This is a genomic window from Paenibacillus paridis, assembly GCF_006345825.1.
In the GTDB taxonomy this organism is placed as follows: Bacteria; Bacillota; Bacilli; order Paenibacillales; family Paenibacillaceae; genus Pristimantibacillus; species Pristimantibacillus paridis.
Genome location: NZ_VCIX01000087.1, coordinates 1 through 19,820, shown reverse-complemented (window position 1 = coordinate 19,820; position 19,820 = coordinate 1). Strand labels below are relative to the sequence as shown.

Sequence of the window (19,820 nt, the reverse complement as noted above, 5' to 3'; positions counted from 1 at the left end):
GGTTATTTTAATGTAATAAAAGGTTTAATGGCTTCTGCCAATGGAATAAGAGGCCGGCCTGTTAATTTTATTAAATCATTAGAGGTGGATGCGGTATCGATTTTTCTTAAAAAGCCATATATCCAGTTTTGAATTTCGGGATCGGGCCGAAGGGAAATAGACTTTCCGGTTAGCGTCTGGAGGGCAGCGGCCAAATCTGGGAAGGTCCAACCCTGCGGAGCTGCAAGCTCGTAAATGTTATTCACATGATCGTCCCCTTGCCGAATAAGCACTTTCGCTGCCGCCCCTGCAAGATCCTGTCGCGTCACGCTGTTGAAGGTCCAGTCTCCCGGAAGATAACGAAGCTCTCCAGCAGCAACGGCTTCATTTAGGCCAAGCACGCCAACGAAATCGGTATACAGCGCATTTCGAAGAAAGGTATAAGGAATGCCAGTGGCTTGAATAGCGTGCTCCGTTGACGAATGTACGTTAGACGGAATATCCGCGTTATCTCGAATGAACGCAAAGCTGGTATAGAGGAGTTGGGCCACGCTTGCTTGGTTGGCTGCGTCGATGACTTGCTTGTGCTGTCGCAAGCGGACGGCATCATCTGAGTTGGAGCTTGAGATGAGGAGGAGCTTGGAAACGCCGGCAAAAGCCTGCTCAAGGGATTCCGGCTGGTCATAATCGCAAAACCGTACCTGAATCCCCTGTTCTTCAAAAACACTCCCTTGCTCAAGGTCGCGAACGCAGGCGATGATGCCCTCCGCAGGCTGGCTGTGCATAAGCTCTTTCAGAATTAAACGGCCTAATTGGCCAGTGGCGCCTGTAATGGCAATGGACATAACTATTCATCCTTTCTTCTTTTCTGTAAATGCTCCTGCTCTCATGTAGGTGCTGCGGTGAAAAGTAGGAGTGAATAAGTGAGTGGTTAAGTGCGCAACTCAAGACGATGAACATAAACCTATCTATTTATTTGTTTTGGTAAGTAGTTAAGGACTTAACTAAATGAACGAAAAGCCGCATCACGGATGATTAAGCTTCTTTAGTAACGTAAATAACTGGTTCAATTCTTGCTCGCTAAGCTTGCTCATCTTGTCCGTAATGCCTTGGCGGTTCTCGGGCAAATGCTGAAGCAAAAGGCTCTGTCCTTCCGTGGTAATGGAAATAATCGTTTTTCGGCCGTCCTGCGGGTGGCTGGCTCTGCGAATGAGTCCTTCACTCTCGAGCGGAGTAAGCAGAAGCGTAATATTGGATTTGGTCACGCCTATTTTTTTGGCAAGCATGGAGGGGAGAATGGTTCCGCCTTCCTTCATAATCTCCACGAGAAGCCGAATCCGGGCGCCGTTTTGACCTTTGGATTGCCAATATTTCTCCGAAACGTCGACTAATCTTGCTGTTGCTTCCACCAAAGAGAAAAAAACCTTCGTATGCAGGGGCAATTCGAGCACGTAGGCTTGAAGCTCGTTCTTTGTTTCCTCTGTAAAGTCCATATCAGGAGTCACCGCCGTTATATAGTTAAGTCCTTAACTAAAATGAATGTACTACAGCCAAAGGACTTCTGTCAAATTAAAGTAGTTTTCGGGTGCTGCTGATGAGGATTTATTATTCGATTAATAATCTCATTCCTCGTAGATGCGATATCAACATGACAAGAATTCGTGAGAGAGAGGGGGGGAGAGCTCTGTATTCATCGAGCTCATGATTTCCATCGATTTGAATGATATAAGATGAACTAAAGTCTCTCGTTTTGGTCGCTGCGCGAGTCGAACATTCTTTAGGGTCACAGCTATAACCAGATTCTATGAATGACTAAGACATTAAAAGGGAAGAGTCCAGCTACAAACGCAAGCGCATCACTTCTCCAGAACACTTTTCTTACTTCGCTTAAACTGCATTTCTTTCGTTCAACCTATATAGATGGAATTTGTCCCTCTATTTTTAGCAATTTCGGGATTTGGAGCGATTTACATGGAATTTGTCCCTTTAATTTCAGATCATATGCTGAAAATGACAGGAAAGGGCCGAATTAACGGGAGGAATTCCCGCTAATTCATTTGCCCCGCAAATATCACTTTTTTAGCGGGAGAAATTCCTTCTAATTCATTTCCCATCACTAGTCATCCTTATACAAACGGATGAAATCCACGCATCTCGCCATTCACTTATGTCCGCTTTAATTATAAGACTTTATAGATTTCGTGCGATAAAGCAATCTTCTATTTCAAGAGAAACAGCTCCCCCACCTTTTGCAGATAACAGCGACAGCCGTTTGACCTTGTAGCATTCAACTCATTGAATAACAAGATTTTGTTAGTTCATTCAAGGGTTTTGCAAGTATTTTTTAATGAGTTCAAACGGAGAGGACCGTATAGTTAGGGTTAGTTGCTGAGCATGGACCGAGCAAGATGAGCAGATAGAGGAGTGGCTGACCATTGAAAGTGAATGTTGAGAGTTTGCAAGCAAAGCAGGATAAGGCGAGTTTAGGGCTGCGGTTGAAATTCAAGCTTTTGAACGAAGGCAAGCTTTTAAAGAGAGATTTGTTTCTCTACCTGCTAGTATTTCCCGGGCTATTATATTTCCTTGTCTTTAAGTACATTCCGATGTGGGGCGTGTTGATCGCCTTTCAGGATTATTCGCCTTACTTAGGTTTTTTGCACAGTGAGTGGGTAGGCTTTGAACATTTTCAACGATTATTTTCCAATCCTGAATTTTACAGAATATTCAGAAATACGATGGCGATCAACCTGTTAAGCCTCGTTTTCTTCTTTCCGCTGCCGATCATTCTTTCCTTAATGATGAACGAACTAAGGCTGCAATGGTTTAAGAAAACGATTCAATCCATCGTTTATTTGCCCCATTTTCTATCCTGGGTCGTTATCGTAGGTATGAGCTTTTTGATGCTTTCGCAATCAGAGGGTGTTATCAATCAACTTCTGGTCGTATTCGGATATGAAAAAATTGATTTTCTGACGAACCCCGATTATTTCTGGATTCTTCTAACGCTGCAATCGATTTGGAAAGAAGTGGGCTGGGGAACGGTCTTGTTCCTCGCGGCCATTGCAGGTGTCGATACGCAGCAATATGAGGCCGCCAAGTTGGACGGTGCAGGCAGGCTGAAGCAAATGTGGCATGTGACGCTGCCGGCGATTCGCAACGTTATTATTATCCTGCTCATCCTGCGCATCGGACACATCATGGATGTTGGGTTCGAGCAAGTGTATCTGATGATGAATGGTGCAGTGTCAGAGGTGGCTGAGGTGTTCGATACGTATGTGTACCGAGTCGGTATTTTGCAGGCACAGTTCAGCTACAGTACGGCAGTTGGCTTGTTTAAATCCTTTATTGGCGTAGCGTTGGTCATCTTTGCCAACTGGCTGGCGAAAAAAATGGGTGAGGATGGTGTTTATTAATGCGTGAAGCTGCTGTATCGACGATTCGCGAGAGCAGGTTTGACCGGTTATTTGGCGCCTTCAACGTCACGGTTTTGCTGCTGGTTGGACTGGTGTGCCTATTCCCTTTCTATTATGTATTTGTTATTTCATTTACAACGCCGGAAGAATACCGTCAGGGAGGGCTGCTGCTATTCCCGAAGACATGGACACTTGTTTCCTATGAATATTTGCTTTCCACTTCAACCTTTATGAGAGCAACCGGCATTAGCGCTTTTCTAGCGGTTGTAGGAACCTTATGCAGCTTGGTGATTACGTCCTCTTTGTCCTATGGACTTTCGCGAAAGCGGATGAGAGGCAGAAAGCCATTGATGTTTCTCATATTGCTGACAACCTTGTTTAATCCCGGCATCATTCCCGGCTATCTGGTGGTGAAGGAGCTTGGCATGATTGACAGCTTATGGTCGCTCATCATTCCGGTTATTACGAGTGGGTGGTATGTGCTGCTGATGAAAGGCTTCTTCGATTCGATCCCCGTTGGTCTGGAAGAGGCTGCACGCATCGATGGCTGCAATGATATGAGCGTGTGGTTCCGTATTATTTTGCCGTTGTCGCTCCCGTCGCTCGCTGCATTCGGTTTGTTCTACGCTGTTTCGTATTGGAACACGTTTTTTAATGCCGTGCTGTTCATCAATGATACGGCAAAATGGCCCTTGCAAATTTTATTGCAAAATATGCTGATTGATTCTTCAACGGCCATGGGCGGGGCAGCGGCAAGCGACACCGGCATGGCGAGCATTCCATCGGAAACGAAAAAAATGGCGGCTGTCATTATCTCGACGATTCCTATTCTTCTGGTATATCCATTCCTGCAAAAGCATTTTGCCAAAGGGGCCATGGTTGGCTCCGTCAAGGAATGAGAGATATAATAAAAAGATCATCAGGGAGGCAAACAAAGTATGGACAGAAAGAAAGCTTGGCTTGGTTGGTTTACAGCTATTTTGGCAATAACCGTCATTATTTCAGGCTGCGGAGGCAAAAATAATGCAGCTAACAATGGTGCCGCAGGCGGAGAATCAGGACAGGGGCCGACAGACATTAGCGTACTGACGATTTATTACCAGAAGGAGCCGCCAGCCCAAGACAATCGGATTTTGAAGGAAGTCGAGAAGCGTACGAATACGAAGCTGGACATCACGTGGGTGACGCCGAACAACTTCAATGAGAAAGTCAATGTGACGCTCGCTTCTGGCAAGCTTCCAGACCTGATGCTTGTCACCGATACGAGCAACGCCGCTTTCCAGAACATGGCTAAGCAAGGCGCGTTTTGGGATTTGAGCGAAATGATCAAGGAATACCCAAACTTAATGAAATTTCCAGATATAACGTTCACGAACAATTTGGTTGAAGGTAAGCTTTACGGGGTTCCGCGGGTAAGGCCGACCGAAGGCAACGCCCAGCCGTTGATCCGAACGGATTGGCTGCAAAAGTTGAATCTTGAGGTGCCAAAGACAATGGATGAGCTGTATACCGTAATGAAAGCGTTTAAAGAAAATGCGCCTGACGGGCAAAAGGATACAGTAGGCTTATCCGGCTATGTCAACCAATCGGATATGGGCCAATTCACCTTTATTCAGGAAGCTTTCACAGGCACAGGAGGTAAATATAAAGTAGTGGATGGCAAGCTTGTTGATACCACTTTTGATCCTTCTATGAAGCAATCGCTGGAATGGCTGCAAAATGCCTATAACGAAGGTTTGATTCCTAAGGATTTTGCGCTGCTTAAGCATGATCAGGCGAAGGATTTGGTTTACGCGGGCAAAGCAGGAATTTTCCCGGATAAGCCGAACCAAATTCCAATGATGGTGAAGGAGCTACAGGCAGCGGGCAAAGTTGACGCGGATCTGGAATGGACGCCGTATTTGGAAAGCGCTAACGGAAAATACGCCTCCAAAGGCACGGGCCACTTTGGGATGTTCGTGATCTCCAAGAGCGTCAAAGAAGATAAAGTGAAAAAGCTGCTGGCGTTTCTTGATTACGGCGCGTCGGATGAAGGCCATGAATTGGCGGCTTACGGGATGGAAGGCGAGGATTTCACGAAGGATGGCGACAACTACGTGCTGACAGAAGCAGCTTCCAAGGATCTCAGCTTCCAGTTTATGCAAAACATTTTTATGAAATACGATAAATACGGTAATTTGGGCACAGGCCTTGCAGCAGAAAAGCTTGAGCATGAGCGAACATTGATTGATCAAGCGGCTGACGCGAGCGTATCCAATCCTTCGTCTGGGTTAATTACGGAGACGGGGTCCAAGCTGGGCAGCGATTATGACAAAAAAATTCAGGATTTGAAAACTAAAGTTATAATGGGCAAAGCGAGCTTAGAGGATTGGGATGCGCTTGTGGCAGAGCTTCAGGCCGATCAAACCTACCAAAAAATAATTTTGGAAATGAATGAGGCTTACCAAGCGAGAAACAGCGCCAAATAAATAAGCTCCCCCTCATCATCTCTTAGGAGAAGGTGGGGGTATGCTGGCTTCCGGTCGTTTCTCCGCTAAATCGCTGGTGTTCGGGGGGATTGGATTGAGACAGAAATGGCCGATATGGCCTAAAACAGGGATGCTGCGAGGAGAATACTTCCGGAGGAGCCTGGTGCTCGTGCTTATCATTACAAGTATTCCGTCCTTTATTATCGCAGTCAGCAATTATATCATTGGCGTGAATCAAATTGAAAAGCAGGTGTTTAAAACCCATGCGCTGCGCATTGAGCAGTTCTCCGATATGATGAACAGCCAGTTTGACCAAATTTCGATGCTCATGAGCAGATGGTCTAACAATCCAATGTTCGGCTCGTATCTGGAGAATTACAGCTTTCTGAATCATATCAATGAGACTCAGGAGCTTATGCAAACCATGACCGTTGTTGGCGGATCCAGCTTATTGGTTAACGACGCCTACTTATTTCTAAATGGACAGCAAGCCCTGTTGTCCGCAGACGGAATTGAATATTTGAATGCTGCTCTTATCAAGGACTATCAAGCGAGCTTGAGCAAGAACACAGGCCTATTCTTGTCCTATCGCCTGCCAATCAACAATAAAGGGAGCGAGTCGCCTGTCTCGATTATTTTCAAGCTGCCATGGCACTCGCAGCATCCGTTTGGCGCTTTCGTTCTGACGATCAGCCCGGCTGAAATCAAAAGAAATATTGCCTACTTGCAGGCTGGTGAGAAGGGAACGTCGTTTTTGCTTCAAAGCACTGGTGAATTTGTGCTGGAGCCGTCTGCGGGCGAGGCTGAATTGTCTGCGGAGCTAAGGCAATATTTGAAGTCTAATCAGGCGAAAAATCTCAACTCACATAGTTTTCCGTTCAAATGGAAGAGAGACACCTATCTCGTATCGCTGGGCCATGTTGATCTTGCAGGCTGGACTTATGTCACGGCTACTCCGTTATCTGAACTGACCAAGCCCGTAGCGGTTTCTTCGAAATGGATTTTGATTTGCAGCTTGGCTGGCTTGTTCATTGCTTTGCTGCTGTCGTGGTACGCCTCGCTTCGGCTATACAAGCCAATCGGTCGTTTAGTTACGCTCCTTGGCGCAGATCGGAGCAGCAGCCATGCGGTGGTTCAACATGAGATGGAATTTATTGAGCAAAAATGGATGACCGTGATGAACGAATCGAGAACGTTAAAGGAACGCCTGCAGCAAGCCGTTCCTTCCTTGCGAGAGGGGTTCCTGCTGCAGCTCGTTCAAGGACATTTGTATGCCAGCAATGAAGCCAGCTTAAGACAGCGAATGGAGAGCTTGGGGTGGAAGACCGAACACCGCCAGTTCTCGCTTCTGCTTATTCAGCTGTCTGGACTGAATGATAGCGAATCGCGCTTCAAAGAAGATGATCGGCAGCTGATTTCGTTTGCGGCAGGCAATATCTCGGAAGAGCTGGCGGCTAACCGCCAAATCGAGGCTCATCTCATCAACTTTCAGGATATGTCGGTCGGTTTATTATGTGCCGCTGATCTTAGCAGCAGTGCGAAGGAGCGGAGAGAACAGCTGCAAGGCTTGTCTCAGGAGCTTGTTACCACTTTGTCTGGTGTGCTGCGACTGCATGTGACCATCATCATCTGCAGATGGACAGAGCAAATCGGCGCGATTCCAGAATTATTGGAGCAAACCCGGCATGCGATCAGCTACCGTGAGCTTCAGGAAATACATCAGATTATTGATATGGAAGATATTAATCCGATGCAAGCCTACCAAGTTCAATATCCATTTGTGGAGGAGAAGGAGCTGCTTCATGCTATGCGCCTCGGGTTCACGGAGGAAACCGAGCTGCGATTTACGGAATATATGGCTGAGCTTGAACGAATGAGCATGCGGGAAATGCCCGTTCGCCAAGCACTGCTTCAATTGCTCGGCAGCGTGCGCCATATGCTCATTGAGCTGGGCTTTGTACAGCATCCCTTGTTCAAAGAAGGAAATCTGTATGGCGATTTGCTGGGACTTCCCGATATAACAGCGATGCGGCTATGGTTTCGAGAGAAAATCATTGCCCCTTATCTGGAAGAGTTTAATAAAGCCCAAAATATCGGTGCAAGAAGAATTGTGGAAGAAGCTGCTTTGCTGCTGAGCAAGGAATATATGAAGGATCTATCGTTGGAGGAATGTGCGGAGCGCTGCCGAACGAGCCCTTATATGCTGAGCAGATCCTTTAAGCAGGTGACAGGAGTCAATTATGTAGACTACATCATGACGCTCAGAATCGATAAAGCCAAGGAGCTGATAGCTTCAACGCCAATGAAGATTAGTGAAATCGCGGAAAGCGTTGGCTATCAACATTCGTATTTTAACAAAATTTTCAAAGGTGAGACCGGCATGACACCAACGGAATACCGAAAAGCATTCAATAGATATCATTAGGAGGAAAATAGATGACCCGATTGTTTCAAACGAATGAGCTTCGAAAGGTAACTTTGCTGGATGGCATGTGGGATTTCACGCCGATTGATACCAATGATATGAACCTTGGGCAGCTCAGCTATGCCTATAAGCTTGCTGTTCCTGGCTGCTGGGAGATGCATCCTGAATTATTGACGTATAGGGGAAGCGGGGCTTATAGGAAACGGGTAACGATTAAAGAGAAAACCTCGCTACGATTCGTATTTAAAGGGGTGAGCCATACAGCTAAAGTTTATTTTGACGGTAAGCTTATCATAGAACATTACAATGCCTATACGGCATTCGATGCAATCGTGGATGAAGCGGAAGCGGGGGAGCATGAGCTTATTGTGCTTGCGGACAACAGCTTTGGCGAATTTTCAGCCTTGCATATTCCGAACGATTATTACACATATGGCGGCATTAACCGATCTGTTTCAATGGAGGAATTGAAATCGCTGTTCATTGAGCGGATAGCTTTTACGCCAGTTTGGGAAAACGGCGGCTGGAGGGGCATCGTTCAAGCCTATGTTCGCAATATTGGCGTGGAAGAGCAGGTTTATCGCCTTTCTTTTGAGCTAGGCGGGAAGCTTATGGATCTGGGAGAAGGGCGTGCAGCGGCTGGGAGCATTTCGGTTAGCGAGGCAACCTTTGACTTTTCCGAAGCTGAGGCTTGGTCGCCGGAAAACCCCGTGTTGTACATGCTAAAAGCAAGGCTCCTAGCGGATGATGCGGATGTGGACGATTTAATTGAACGTGTGGGATTCCGAGCCGTGACCACGAAGGATGGGAAAATTCAACTGAACGGACAGGATATCGTTTTTAAAGGTGTTAACCGTCATGAGGACCATCCCATGGTCGGCTCTGCGATTCCGCTTCAACTGATGGCGGTAGATGCCGATTTGATCACCGATATGGGCTGCAACTCGGTACGTACAAGCCATTATCCTAATGACGAGCTGTTTCTTGATTTGTGTGACGAGAGAGGCATTTTGGTGTGGGAAGAGAACCATGCGCGAGGACTAAGTCTGGAGCAGATGCGCAATCCTAATTTCCGCTGGCAGTGCGAGCAGGTGAACCGTGAGATGGTGGAGCAGCATTTTAATCATCCGTCCATCGTAATCTGGGCGATTCTTAATGAATGTGCCAGTGATACGGCAGAAGGCCGGGAGATGTACAAGGAGCAGCTGGAGCAGATTCGGGCGCTTGATGCGAGCCGCCCGTTGACCTTCGCTTCCCACCATCGTGCGAAGGAGCTTTGCTTCGATTTGGCGGACATCGTCTCTTTTAATTTGTATCCCGGCTGGTACGGAGACGAGGACCCGGGCGAGCTGTGCGATTTGGCGCGTGGATGGGCAGACGCCAGTGGCGGATTAGGCAAACCGATGATTATGAGCGAGTTCGGGGGCGATGGCTATTATGGGCATCGAGATCCCAGCCGGGTGCGGGGTACGGAGGAGCGGCAAGCGGATATTATCGAGGCCAACCTGTCCGCATATACGTCGAGACCGTTCGTATCCGGCATGTTCATCTGGCAATATTGCGATTGCAGAGTGACGGAAGGCACGGATTGGCTCCTTACAAGAGCAGGAACTCAGAACAGCAAAGGGATCGTTGACCGCTATCGCAGGCCAAAGCTCGCTTACACAGCTGTACAGCGTTATTTCAAAGGCGAGGCAAAGCAGAATTAGCACTGATTATCGTTGAGATGGAGTATGCAGCAGTAAGCAGGCTTGAACAACGGTTTATACCGAGAGGTCAATCAGATGATTCTGGTTGATCTTTTTTTGTGATTAGAATTGCTGAAATGAACATACTAAAAATTAACTCCGTTTTTGGACGATTGGAGTTTTTTTGATTTTATAGGCGAGATGTGGTACAAAAGCTTACGTTATGGGTAGTAAATTGCAGTAACGGTGCACATCCAAATGGTTGTATGGTATTATAGTACTAACGATAAAACAAGCCTGAAGCAAAGCTGCCATAATGAAGGAGTTTTTATTTTGAATGATGCGATGATCATGTTGAAGAAAACGAGCCGTACTTTCTATATTCCCATTAACCGGTTAAAAGAAGGGTTAAAAGAAGCAGTAGCGGCTGCCTATTTATGTATGCGTGCCATTGATGAAATTGAAGATCATGAAACGCTGTCAGACGATTTGAAGGTGGAGCTTCTGCTTGGTGTTCACGATGCATTCCAATCTTCAGATGTGATTGGAAATTCACGTAAACTTCTTGCTCCTTACGAAGGGGTGCTGCCGGATGTTACGATGAGAATTGACGAATGGGCGCAACTTTGTCCTCCAACGGTGAATGAGGTCGTATATCGCAATACGGCAAAGATGTCGAAGCAGATGGGCGAATGGGTACACGCCGGATGGAACATCCATACGGAAGAGGACTTGGACAATTATACCTACAGCGTAGCTGGCATGGTTGGAGAAATGCTCTCTGAAATATGGCTATGGTATGATGGCACGAAATCGGATATGGTGAAAGCGGTAGCGTTTGGCAGAGGGCTGCAGGCTGTCAATATATTACGAAATCGCAAAGAGGATCTAGAACGAGGCGTAGACTTTTTTCCAGATGGCTGGGGCCCGAAGGAAATGATGAAGTATACGCGCCGAAACCTGAAGATTGCTGATGAATATATTAAGGACCTAAAGGGCGGACCTGCTCTGGATTTTTGCAAAATACCGTTGACGCTCGCACACGCTACTGTTAATCTGATTGCTGCAGGCGGGAATAAGCTTACAAGAGATGCGGTAATGAAGCTTGTGGGCAGCATTAATTAAATAGCAGTGGAACTAAAAAAACGCAAAGCCCATTGGGCTTTGCGTTTATTTGCTTTTACTTGGATGACGGGCGATTAATCGAACGAGCTCTACCAGTAAAAGAGGCAATGAAGTAGAGGAGGGGTAAGCGAGATAACGGGGCTCCCACGCTGGCGAGAACTTTTCTTTGTACCTGCGCAGTCCTACGAAGCCATACCAGCTTCCTCCGTATTGGAACAGGATTCGGGCGAGTTTTTCCTCTTTTATCGCTTTTTGCGTTTGCCCTACGCTCGAGAGCGGGGCCATCCCTAGATTAAATCGGCTATAGCCCTCTGACTTAGCCCATTCCAATAAGCAAATGAACAACTGGTCCATCGTACCGTTTGGCGTATCTTTTAAATAGCGCATTAAATCAACGGACAACGTGGCGCCATCATAGCCAGGCGCGAGCGAAGCGAAAGCGATAATGTCATCATCTGGTTGGATGAGCAGTGCAATCGGCGCTTGCTGCAGATAGCTTTCCTCAAACCAGCCGAGGGAATAGCCTTTTTCTTTTTTGCCTCCAAGCCACTGGTTTGAAATGTTGGCGAGCCTCTCCATTAACGCTTCTGAATGCGGCGGATGGGCGACTTCAAAGCGGAAGCCCTCGCGTTCAAAACGGTTTTTGACCGTTCGCAAACTGGCATTGGATTTTCCGGCAAGCGTGAAGCCCGCCAATGGAACCAAGGCTTCCTCTCCAAGCTTAAAGAAGCGGAAACCATTCTCATGGTAAATCGGCAAATAGTCAGGCGCTGCTTGATAGAAAACAACCTCTAGCGCAAATTGGTCTGCATATTGCTGAAATTGCTGAATTGCTGTGCTAACGAGGCTCTTTGCACCAATCGGATCGCCGAGCACTACCAGCTTGTTTCTAATTTTGGCATAGGGAATCAATATACGATTTTCTGCCGCCCAGAAGAAGCTTTTATCTCCGGTATAAAGCATATGCGTAAGTAAATTTCCTTGCTCCTGCTCCAAGAAAGCCGTTAATTTGCTTTTATCCTCGGAATTGGCCCCGTTCATGTCAAGCGGCTTTGGCCGGAAGACATATAGAAGCGAGAGCATAAGCCAAGCGACCAATAGTCCGAATATAGCAACAATCGTATGGCGGCTCGGTTCGATCAGCCATTCCTTATTCGCATTCGGCGGCAAATGCTTCAGAAACGCCGGGTGGATCAGTGAACCGATAATTGAGTAGCCATAAACAATTAGAATCGTAATAATTCCCCAGCCTAGGGCGCTCCATTTGCCAAGCGGGATAGCAACGCGGTAAAAACGATGCCTAGAAACCCAAAGAAGCAAAGCGACAAGCAGAAGGAAGATCGCCTCCTCGTAATCAAATGCCTTCGCCAAGGTGAACAGCGCGCCAGAGCAAAGCAGCAGCAGCGTCCAGTAATATGCCCTTTGGACTCTGAGTGAAATTCCGCGAGAGAGTACGATGAGCATGATGCCGATAATAACGCTAAGCTGATGGGATAATCTCATCAGCGGCAGCGATAACAGTTCTTCCGTAAAATGAATCCGGTAAAGCATGCCTGGCGTTGCCGCGGACAAAAGTAAAATGATCCCGCTAGCGAATACAAGCTTGCCCAGCGACCATGCGCCAATCTCGCCAATAAATCTGAATTGACCCGGCCACCGCCATATTTTCTGCCATAGATTGAGAGCTCTCTCCATGGTGCTTCCATCGGAGGGGTCGGAACGCTTCCGGTAGATTGGGAATTCGAATGCCGCTAGCATAAGACCGATCAACCAGGGGATGACGTAATACAGCAACCTGAAAAGAACGAGAATAACGGCGCATTTCTCAGGCGGGTAGCCCAGCAGCTGCAAGCCAAGAATGGCTGTCAGATCGAAGCCGCCGATCCCGCCCGGCGCCATGCTGACAATGCCGGCAATGGCGGCTATCGTATAGATGCCAATGGCATGCGTGAATGAAAGTCCGGGAACAATCATCTCACCAATAAGCCAGAAAGCGAGTCCAGCAAAAAACCACTCCAAGAAGGAGGCACCAATGGCTGCGGCTGTAATTCGCCAGTTCAGCTGGCCTTGATTTCGGTTAAACCATTTCGAGAACAGGGAGGTACGCTGAATGAGCAAAAACAATGGCAAATAAAGAGCTACCCCCCACGCTGCGTAAGCAAGCCAAGGATGTTCCTGAAGCAAAAGCTTGATCGGAAAGAGGCCTATTATGCTTAGCCAAGCGAGTACGGATAAACCGGTAAACGTAATCGTAGACAGAAACGCAACAGATGCAGCAATGCTGGTCATGGGGATATTGCGATTCCGATACAAAATCGTGCGCAGCCCAGCCCCGGTCAATCCAGCAAACCCAATCAGATTGTTGGACGTATTCGCGATCCAGCCATATCGAAACGTATCCCATATGCCTATTGAAAAATGAAACTGCTTTCGGATTAAAAAATCATATGTACTCATGATGGATACGGCGAAAAAGGAGATGCCAAGCATAGCCAATACGGTTTTTGGAGACATGTGATGCAAATAATGCAGGGTAGTTCCCCAATCAATTGCTTTGAATTCCTTCTGGCCTTCCCAGTACACCAAAGCGAATATGGCAAAAGGCAGCAGTATCCTGAGCAATTTGGCGCGATAGAGGACGGAAAGAAACTTGATAAGCTGCAGCTTGTGCGCGAATTCTTGTAACCAATTCATGGTAGGACCCCTTGTAGGTGAAATGATTCTTCATTGTTATTTTGACAGGGAGAGATCCTCTTGTACAGTCCTACGATGGGCGGAGCTAATTCGGTTCTCAAGTCTGTTAATGTATGATCGCACAACCATCGCTTAAAGGACAACAATAAGCCGCTTGGCATTGCGCTTGAGGATTACAGTTTAATAAATGAATAAAGGCGGTTTACTCATCTATTATGATGAAGTAAACCGCCTTTTTATGCTTGTAAAAAGATTGATTTGTAAGGCAGAGCCGATTAGGCTCATTAAGCTTGTACAATATTATTTCCGGTCATGGAAGACGGAAGCAGGGAATAGACATTTTGCAGCAGGAGCACCTTCGGGCTTAGCTTGAATTTGGAGCCCATAAACGTGCAGCGGTCATAATTAAACCGCAGGGACGAGATATGAATCGTACAGTTGGTGAACGAGCACCCGATATAATGCGATCCGTCAAAGTATACGTCCACGTTTTTATATTGTTTGTTTTGAATATATTCCATTTTGAATTTCCTCCTTCTATTAAAACAATCCTATTAAATGATATGCAGCCAAGTTATTTCTATGTGTATAACCTATTCAGAATCATTTGAAACAGCGAATGGTGAAAAAGTAGGAAAATGTCCTGCTAAATTAACCGATTCAGGCTACTTCATGGACTTAAAGGGAATTCCTCCCGTTAAAAATTTGAATTAGGGTTCAGGTAACCACCAATATTGCCTGTTATGGCTAAAACCCCCTTCAGCGTCGCTGGCAAGCGGCGCTAAAGGGGGTTCGGCTGGGTAGGGGTAGCTTCGTGCTGCAAATATGCGTGTACGGGATTGATTTTCGGCTTCCATTCATCTAATCAGCAGCCACTCGGGGCAGTGTTTCCATGAATGCATACAATGCGCTGCTGACAAAGGAATCTCTTCGCGTAATAAAATGGGTTTTCATATATTTGAGAGATTCGGGAATCGGATGGGATTGAAGGGTCCCTTCTGCTTCCTGTTTTACGACGACGATTCTCGGCATTAACGAAATGCCGAGCCCGGCCGACACGCCTCCAACAATCGCCTCTAATGTGCCGAATTCCATGATGGTCGGATAAGCGGTACCGCTGGCTTGCAGCCATTTCTCCAATACTGCCCGGTAGGAACAACCCATGCTGTAGACAAGTATGGGTTTCGTCATGGCTTCCTCAATGCTGGTTACAGCAGGATGCGAGATGATGACCAGCTCCTCGTTAAATACGGGAAAAGACTGGAGCTCCTGATGATCACATTCGCAGCCGATAAAAGCACCGTCCAGCTCGTATTGAAGCACCTTCTCCATCAAGGACTGCGAGTGCCCCGTTGTTAAGGACAGGAGCACCTTCGGATGCTGGCCGTAATAGGACGAGAGCAAAGTTGGCAATCGAACGGCTGCGGCTGTTTGAGTGGAGCCTATGGATAGCGGCCCATTCGGTTCATCCGAGGAGGTTAAAGCCTGTGAGGCTTCTTCCAGTAGCCCGATAATTTTGTCGGCGTAGGTTAGGAGCGTTTTGCCGCTAGCAGAAAGAGTCATGCCGCGGTTATGTCGGAGAAATAATGATGTCCCTAGTTCTTGCTCAAGACCGCGAATTCTTGCTGTGACATTGGACTGAACGTAACCAAGCTTCTGTGCAGCCTTGGTTATCGTGCCTTCGCGAGCAACCATTTGAAATACGCGTAAATCGGAGCTTTCCATTGCACTCAGCCTCCTGACCATAACAGGCGAATATTGCTCCTGCTTAGATATCATAATTTGTGATACATAGTATCTTTAATGATCATTATACATAACACCAAAGACGGATTACAATGAGGGCAGAAGGAAGTAAAGCATACGAAAGGAGTAGAGTACGACGGAATTTAATCATAAAACGGTGTTGGTTACTGGCGGAGGTACGGGGATAGGGCGTGCCGTTAGTATTGAGCTGGCGAGCAAGGGAGCAAATGTGGCCGTTAATTATTCCCGTTCGAGAGAAGAGGCAGAGGAAACCGCAGCGTTCATCCAGCGAGCAGGCGGTAGCGCGATAGCTATTCAAGCGGATGTAGCTAAGGAGGTTGAGGTTCGAAAAATGGTTCAACATATGGTGGAACATTTCGGAACCGTAGATATGCTAGTGAATAATGCGAGCATCACCCGACATATTCCGCTTCATGATTTGGACAGCGTGACGGATGAAGCGTGGGATGAGCTCTATAACGTGAATGTCAAAGGGATGTTTTATTGTGCCCGCGCCGTCAGTCCTTTTATGAAGAAGAATAAAAAAGGAGTGATCGTGAACGTCGGCAGCGTGGCTGGTATAACCGGACTGGGCTCGTCGCTTCCTTATGCCGTCTCGAAAGCTGCGGTGCATGGTTTGACCAAGTCGCTTGCTCGTGCGCTTGCTCCGGAGATTAGAGTCTGCGGCGTAGCGCCGGGAGCGGTAGCGACCCGCTGGTGGGAGGGACGCGAGGAACAGATGAACCGGCTCGCCGGCCATATTGTATTGCAGCGGATTTCGACGCCGGAGGATATCGCCTTGATTATTTGTTCACTATTGCGGCAGGATGCGATTACAGGGCAAACGATAACGGCAGATGGCGGGCAAACCATATAATACGACGCAGGAAGGGGATCACCATGAACAAATACAAATATATGAGCCTAATCCTATTAACGACATTTTTGATGGGGATCGCTTTTCCGGTGGGAAAGATCGGCTTAGCTTATGCGCCGCCGTTCCTTCTAATGGGCATGCGATATATCATTGCAGGAGGAGTGCTGGCATGGATCGTCAGAAGGCGCCCACGCCCTAAAGGACGCAAGCAATGGGGGCAGGCTGCGATGATCGGATGGTTTCAAACCGCCGCCGTTATGGGCTGTGTTTATTACAGCATGAGCTGGATAACTTCCAGTGAATCTTCAATCCTAACGAGTATAAGCCCGCTTATTGTTATTATCATCTCTACAGTCGTGATGGGGGCTTCCTACAGCAAAAGGCAATGGTTTGGCGTTCTCATCGGTTTTATCGGTGTAGCCTTTACTTTCGGATTTCATTTATCCCTTCAACCCGGAACCTTTATTTGCCTTGCAGGCGCCGCCTGCTTCGCAGCGGCAACATTGTTGATCAAACGCTGGGGTCCATCATTTGATATGACGGTTTTGGCTGCTTATCAGATGCTCGCAGGCGGGCTGACGCTTCTCGTTATCAGCTTGTTCACGGAGCCTCTTTATTTCATTGCCACGTTTAAATCGGTAGGGGTGCTGCTGGTGCTTGCCCTATTTTGCTCCATTGTGCAATTTTCCGTCTGGTTTTATTTGCTGCGAAGCGGCGACGCTGCCAAAACGAGCTCTTATTTGTTTTTAGCGCCATTTTTCGGCGTTTTGACCAGCTGGCTGCTTCTCGGAGAACAAGTGAAGTGGTATGCGGCCGTCGGTGGGGTGTTTATCTGCATCGGTATCATAATGGTGAACAAGGTGAGCAGGGCGCGGATGCCAGCAGCCACTTGAAAAATGTCCGCTTTGCGCATACTGCTTCAAAGCTTTCGGCCATGGATATAGTCCTTTTGTTTGAACGGCCGCTGCAGCAGTGCCTGTCGGAGGGCGCTGCTTTTTATTTTTTCGTTGACAAATGAACGCACTCTATTTACTATTAGTTTGAATTCAAACAATTTTAGGATGGTGAGGCTCCGTATGTGTAAAGAAGACCATGTCATTCGTTTCCCATGGGAGCATGAGGATAGCAATACATTGCTTATAAAGCTCGCTTTCACTTCAATTAGGCGTGAAATCGAAACAGCTCTGCGTCCGCTCGGGTTAACCCCGCAGCAATCCCAGTCGCTTCATTTATTATCCATGTCTCCTGGTGCGATGAATGCCGACTTGGAGAAGCTGCTTTTTATTGACAAGTCGAGCGTTACCAGCTTGATTAATGGGATGGTTAGGAAAGAGTGGGTGGTTCGACGCGATCACGAGCAGGATGCAAGAATGAAACGCATTTATTTGACGGAGAAAGGGATTGAAATGTATCAGCAGTCCTCGCAGGCTGTCAAGGCGGCGAAGGACAAATCAAACCAGATGCTTACGAATGAAGAATCCGCTACTTTGCAGGCGCTGCTCCGAAAGTTCATCAAGGCTTATGAGTAAGGCGGCTCCATTTTTTGCTTAAATAGTTTGAATTCAAACGATATAAGATAAGTGACGGGAAGGGAGTTTATAAGAAATGGAAGCAACAAGCGTTCAAAATAACGGCGAGAAGCTGATGCCGATCTTAGCCTTCACTTTGGTATTTTCAATCATGAATGCTTCGATGTTTAATGTGGTCATGCCAGTGATCAGCAAGGAGTTTGGCATTTCACCCTCGCAGGTAAGCTGGCTGCTCACCGGCTATATGATCGTTTACGCGGTCGGTTCGGTTACCTATGGCAAGCTTGCTGATAAATACCGCCTGAAGGATTTGCTTACCTTCGGATTGATTTTCTTTGCGTTAGGCTCCATTGTAGGACTGACTGCAAATGAGTATTGGATGATCGTGCTTGGCCGAATTTTGCAGGCCAGCGGCGCAGCGGTCATCCCTGCTACGGCAATGATTGTGCCCGTAAGGTACTTCACTCCTGAGAAGCGGGGCAGGGCGCTAGGTACGGTTGCTGCCGGACTGGCGCTCGGAACGGCGCTTGCCCCGATCGTTGCCGGTCTCGTTACGAGTGTTGCCAGCTGGCGATTTTTGTTCCTGCTTTCGCTAATTCCTCTGCTTGCGCTGCCTTTCTTCCGCAAGTATTTGGATAACCAAAGAGGCGGAGCGCAAAAGATCGATTTCTTAGGCGGAATTTTGCTCGGCGGGGCTGTTGCATTGCTGCTGCTGGCGATATCGCAAGGAAATCTTCTCCTTGGCCTTGGCGGCGTAGTGGCATTAGTTCTATTCATTATCCGGATAAGGACGGCAGCTGAACCGTTTATCCAGCCAAAGCTGTTTGCCAACAAAAAGTATTCCTTTGGCCTATTTATTACGTTTCTTGCTACTGCGTTAAGCTTTGGCATGCCATTTCTGACACCGCAGTTTTTGGCAGGGCTAAACGGAATATCGCCGGCGGTTATCGGCCTAGTAATGTTCCCTGCAGCGATTATTTCAGCCTTTATTGGCCGTCGCGGAGGCAGACTGGCGGATGAGAAAGGCAACTCGTTTTTGGTCTATACCGCGATTTCGCTTAGTTTTACTTGCTTTGTACTGCTCTCTATTTTAGTCGGAGCGTCTCCATATCTTATCTTATTTGTATTGATCTTCGGCAATATGGGCCAGACCTTTATGCAAATTGCGATGTCCAACACGATATCGCGAACGTTGTCCAAGGAACAAATCGGCGTTGGAATGGGATTGATGTCCTTGCTGAACTTTATCTCAGGAGCAATGACAACAAGTATTATCGGCAAACTTCTTGATGCAAAGGATACGACGATGCACCTTAACCCTTTTGTCATTCATCGCGGAGCATATCTCTACAGCAACATCTTTTTCGCGCTAGCTATTCTAGCCGCCATTATTGTTGTGATTTATTATTTCTCCTTTAACTCAGCCGGAGGCAAGGCCGGATTGAAGCCGAGGCGAAGCGAGAAGGAATCCACTTCTTCCACTGCTTGAAGGTGATAACTCTATCTTCTGAAAGCAGGATTCCATTATTGGGGGTTTCCTCCATAAATAATCTTTGAAATAGGACTAAAAAATAGATCTACTCTAGCCCAGCGACTCTAAATTGACCGGCTCTGGCTGAGTGTTGGGCTGAGTCCATATAATTGTGTAAAATGATGACTTCATAAAAAGTAAGCCNGGGCTGAGTCCATATAATTGTGTAAAATGATGACTTCATAAAAAGTAAGCCATGAAGTAAATACTCATCTAGAAGAGTTACCCAGACCATTCCAGAGGAGAGTATTAAAACATGGCTCAATATCAGGTTACACTAGATCACCAATTATTAAACCAGCTGTTTATCGGAGAATCTCGAGATGCGAGTGTCGCTGCTTTGCT

Annotated in this window: 15 protein-coding genes; 10 read left to right on the top strand and 5 right to left on the bottom strand. The window is 47.1% G+C overall.

All coding sequences use genetic code 11. From position 1 onward, the window contains the following. Positions 1-2 precede the first annotated feature (2 nt). Both FJQ58_RS15650 and FJQ58_RS15645 read right to left on the bottom strand, forming a co-directional pair. Positions 3-824 carry an NAD(P)H-binding protein gene (locus FJQ58_RS15650; protein WP_139995037.1) on the bottom strand — a complete coding sequence of 274 codons (822 nt, stop codon included), beginning with the start codon at positions 822-824 and terminating at the stop codon, positions 3-5. A gap of 180 nt (positions 825-1,004) precedes the next feature. Further along, positions 1,005-1,472 carry a MarR family winged helix-turn-helix transcriptional regulator gene (locus FJQ58_RS15645; protein WP_139995035.1) on the bottom strand — a complete coding sequence of 156 codons (468 nt, stop codon included), beginning with the start codon at positions 1,470-1,472 and terminating at the stop codon, positions 1,005-1,007. Between the two features lie 996 nt (positions 1,473-2,468). Between FJQ58_RS15645 and FJQ58_RS15640 the strand changes: the two genes are divergently transcribed. The 6 genes from FJQ58_RS15640 (at position 2,469) to FJQ58_RS15615 (ending at position 11,098) form a co-directional block, all read left to right on the top strand. Beyond that, positions 2,469-3,392 (top strand): ABC transporter permease, encoded by a 924-nt coding sequence (locus FJQ58_RS15640; protein ID WP_238404103.1) that lies wholly within the window; start codon positions 2,469-2,471, stop codon positions 3,390-3,392. Then, a complete protein-coding gene (locus FJQ58_RS15635; protein WP_139995033.1) occupies positions 3,392-4,291 on the top strand; it encodes a carbohydrate ABC transporter permease in 900 nt (299 codons plus the stop codon). Before FJQ58_RS15640 ends, FJQ58_RS15635 begins: the two co-directional genes overlap by 1 nt. 39 nt (positions 4,292-4,330) lie before the next feature. After that, positions 4,331-5,860 (top strand): type 2 periplasmic-binding domain-containing protein, encoded by a 1,530-nt coding sequence (locus tag FJQ58_RS15630; RefSeq protein WP_139995031.1) that lies wholly within the window; start codon positions 4,331-4,333, stop codon positions 5,858-5,860. A 40-nt stretch (positions 5,861-5,900) separates the two neighbouring features. Beyond that, on the top strand, positions 5,901-8,285 hold the full coding sequence (locus FJQ58_RS15625) for an AraC family transcriptional regulator (protein WP_139995029.1): 2,385 nt from the start codon (positions 5,901-5,903) through the stop codon (positions 8,283-8,285). 11 nt (positions 8,286-8,296) lie between these two features. Then, positions 8,297-9,994: a glycoside hydrolase family 2 protein gene (locus FJQ58_RS15620; RefSeq protein ID WP_139995027.1), complete on the top strand. Its 1,698-nt coding sequence runs from the start codon at positions 8,297-8,299 to the stop codon at positions 9,992-9,994. 324 nt (positions 9,995-10,318) lie between these two features. Continuing rightward, positions 10,319-11,098, top strand: a complete 780-nt coding sequence (locus FJQ58_RS15615; protein ID WP_139995577.1) for a squalene/phytoene synthase family protein — start codon at positions 10,319-10,321, stop codon at positions 11,096-11,098. A gap of 45 nt (positions 11,099-11,143) precedes the next feature. Here the strand turns inward: FJQ58_RS15615 and mprF are convergent, their stop codons facing one another. The 3 genes from mprF to FJQ58_RS15600 all read right to left on the bottom strand — a co-directional run bounded on the left by mprF (position 11,144) and on the right by FJQ58_RS15600 (position 15,517). After that, positions 11,144-13,792 carry a bifunctional lysylphosphatidylglycerol flippase/synthetase MprF gene (mprF, locus tag FJQ58_RS15610; protein WP_139995025.1) on the bottom strand — a complete coding sequence of 883 codons (2,649 nt, stop codon included), beginning with the start codon at positions 13,790-13,792 and terminating at the stop codon, positions 11,144-11,146. A 284-nt stretch (positions 13,793-14,076) separates the two neighbouring features. Beyond that, on the bottom strand, positions 14,077-14,313 hold the full coding sequence (locus FJQ58_RS15605) for a hypothetical protein (RefSeq protein WP_139995023.1): 237 nt from the start codon (positions 14,311-14,313) through the stop codon (positions 14,077-14,079). Between the two features lie 340 nt (positions 14,314-14,653). Next, positions 14,654-15,517: a LysR family transcriptional regulator gene (locus FJQ58_RS15600; protein ID WP_139995021.1), complete on the bottom strand. Its 864-nt coding sequence runs from the start codon at positions 15,515-15,517 to the stop codon at positions 14,654-14,656. Positions 15,518-15,695: 178 nt separating this feature from the next. Here FJQ58_RS15600 and FJQ58_RS15595 point away from each other — a divergent pair, with 178 nt between their 5' ends. The 4 genes from FJQ58_RS15595 (at position 15,696) to FJQ58_RS15580 (ending at position 19,433) form a co-directional block, all read left to right on the top strand. Further along, positions 15,696-16,415: an SDR family NAD(P)-dependent oxidoreductase gene (locus FJQ58_RS15595; RefSeq protein ID WP_139995019.1), complete on the top strand. Its 720-nt coding sequence runs from the start codon at positions 15,696-15,698 to the stop codon at positions 16,413-16,415. Positions 16,416-16,438: 23 nt separating this feature from the next. Next, positions 16,439-17,308: a DMT family transporter gene (locus FJQ58_RS15590; RefSeq protein ID WP_139995017.1), complete on the top strand. Its 870-nt coding sequence runs from the start codon at positions 16,439-16,441 to the stop codon at positions 17,306-17,308. Between the two features lie 183 nt (positions 17,309-17,491). Next, on the top strand, positions 17,492-17,944 hold the full coding sequence (locus FJQ58_RS15585) for a MarR family winged helix-turn-helix transcriptional regulator (protein ID WP_139995015.1): 453 nt from the start codon (positions 17,492-17,494) through the stop codon (positions 17,942-17,944). 76 nt (positions 17,945-18,020) lie between these two features. Next, entirely contained in the window at positions 18,021-19,433 is a 1,413-nt protein-coding gene (locus FJQ58_RS15580; RefSeq protein WP_139995013.1) for an MFS transporter, read from the top strand. Positions 19,434-19,820 lie beyond the last annotated feature (387 nt).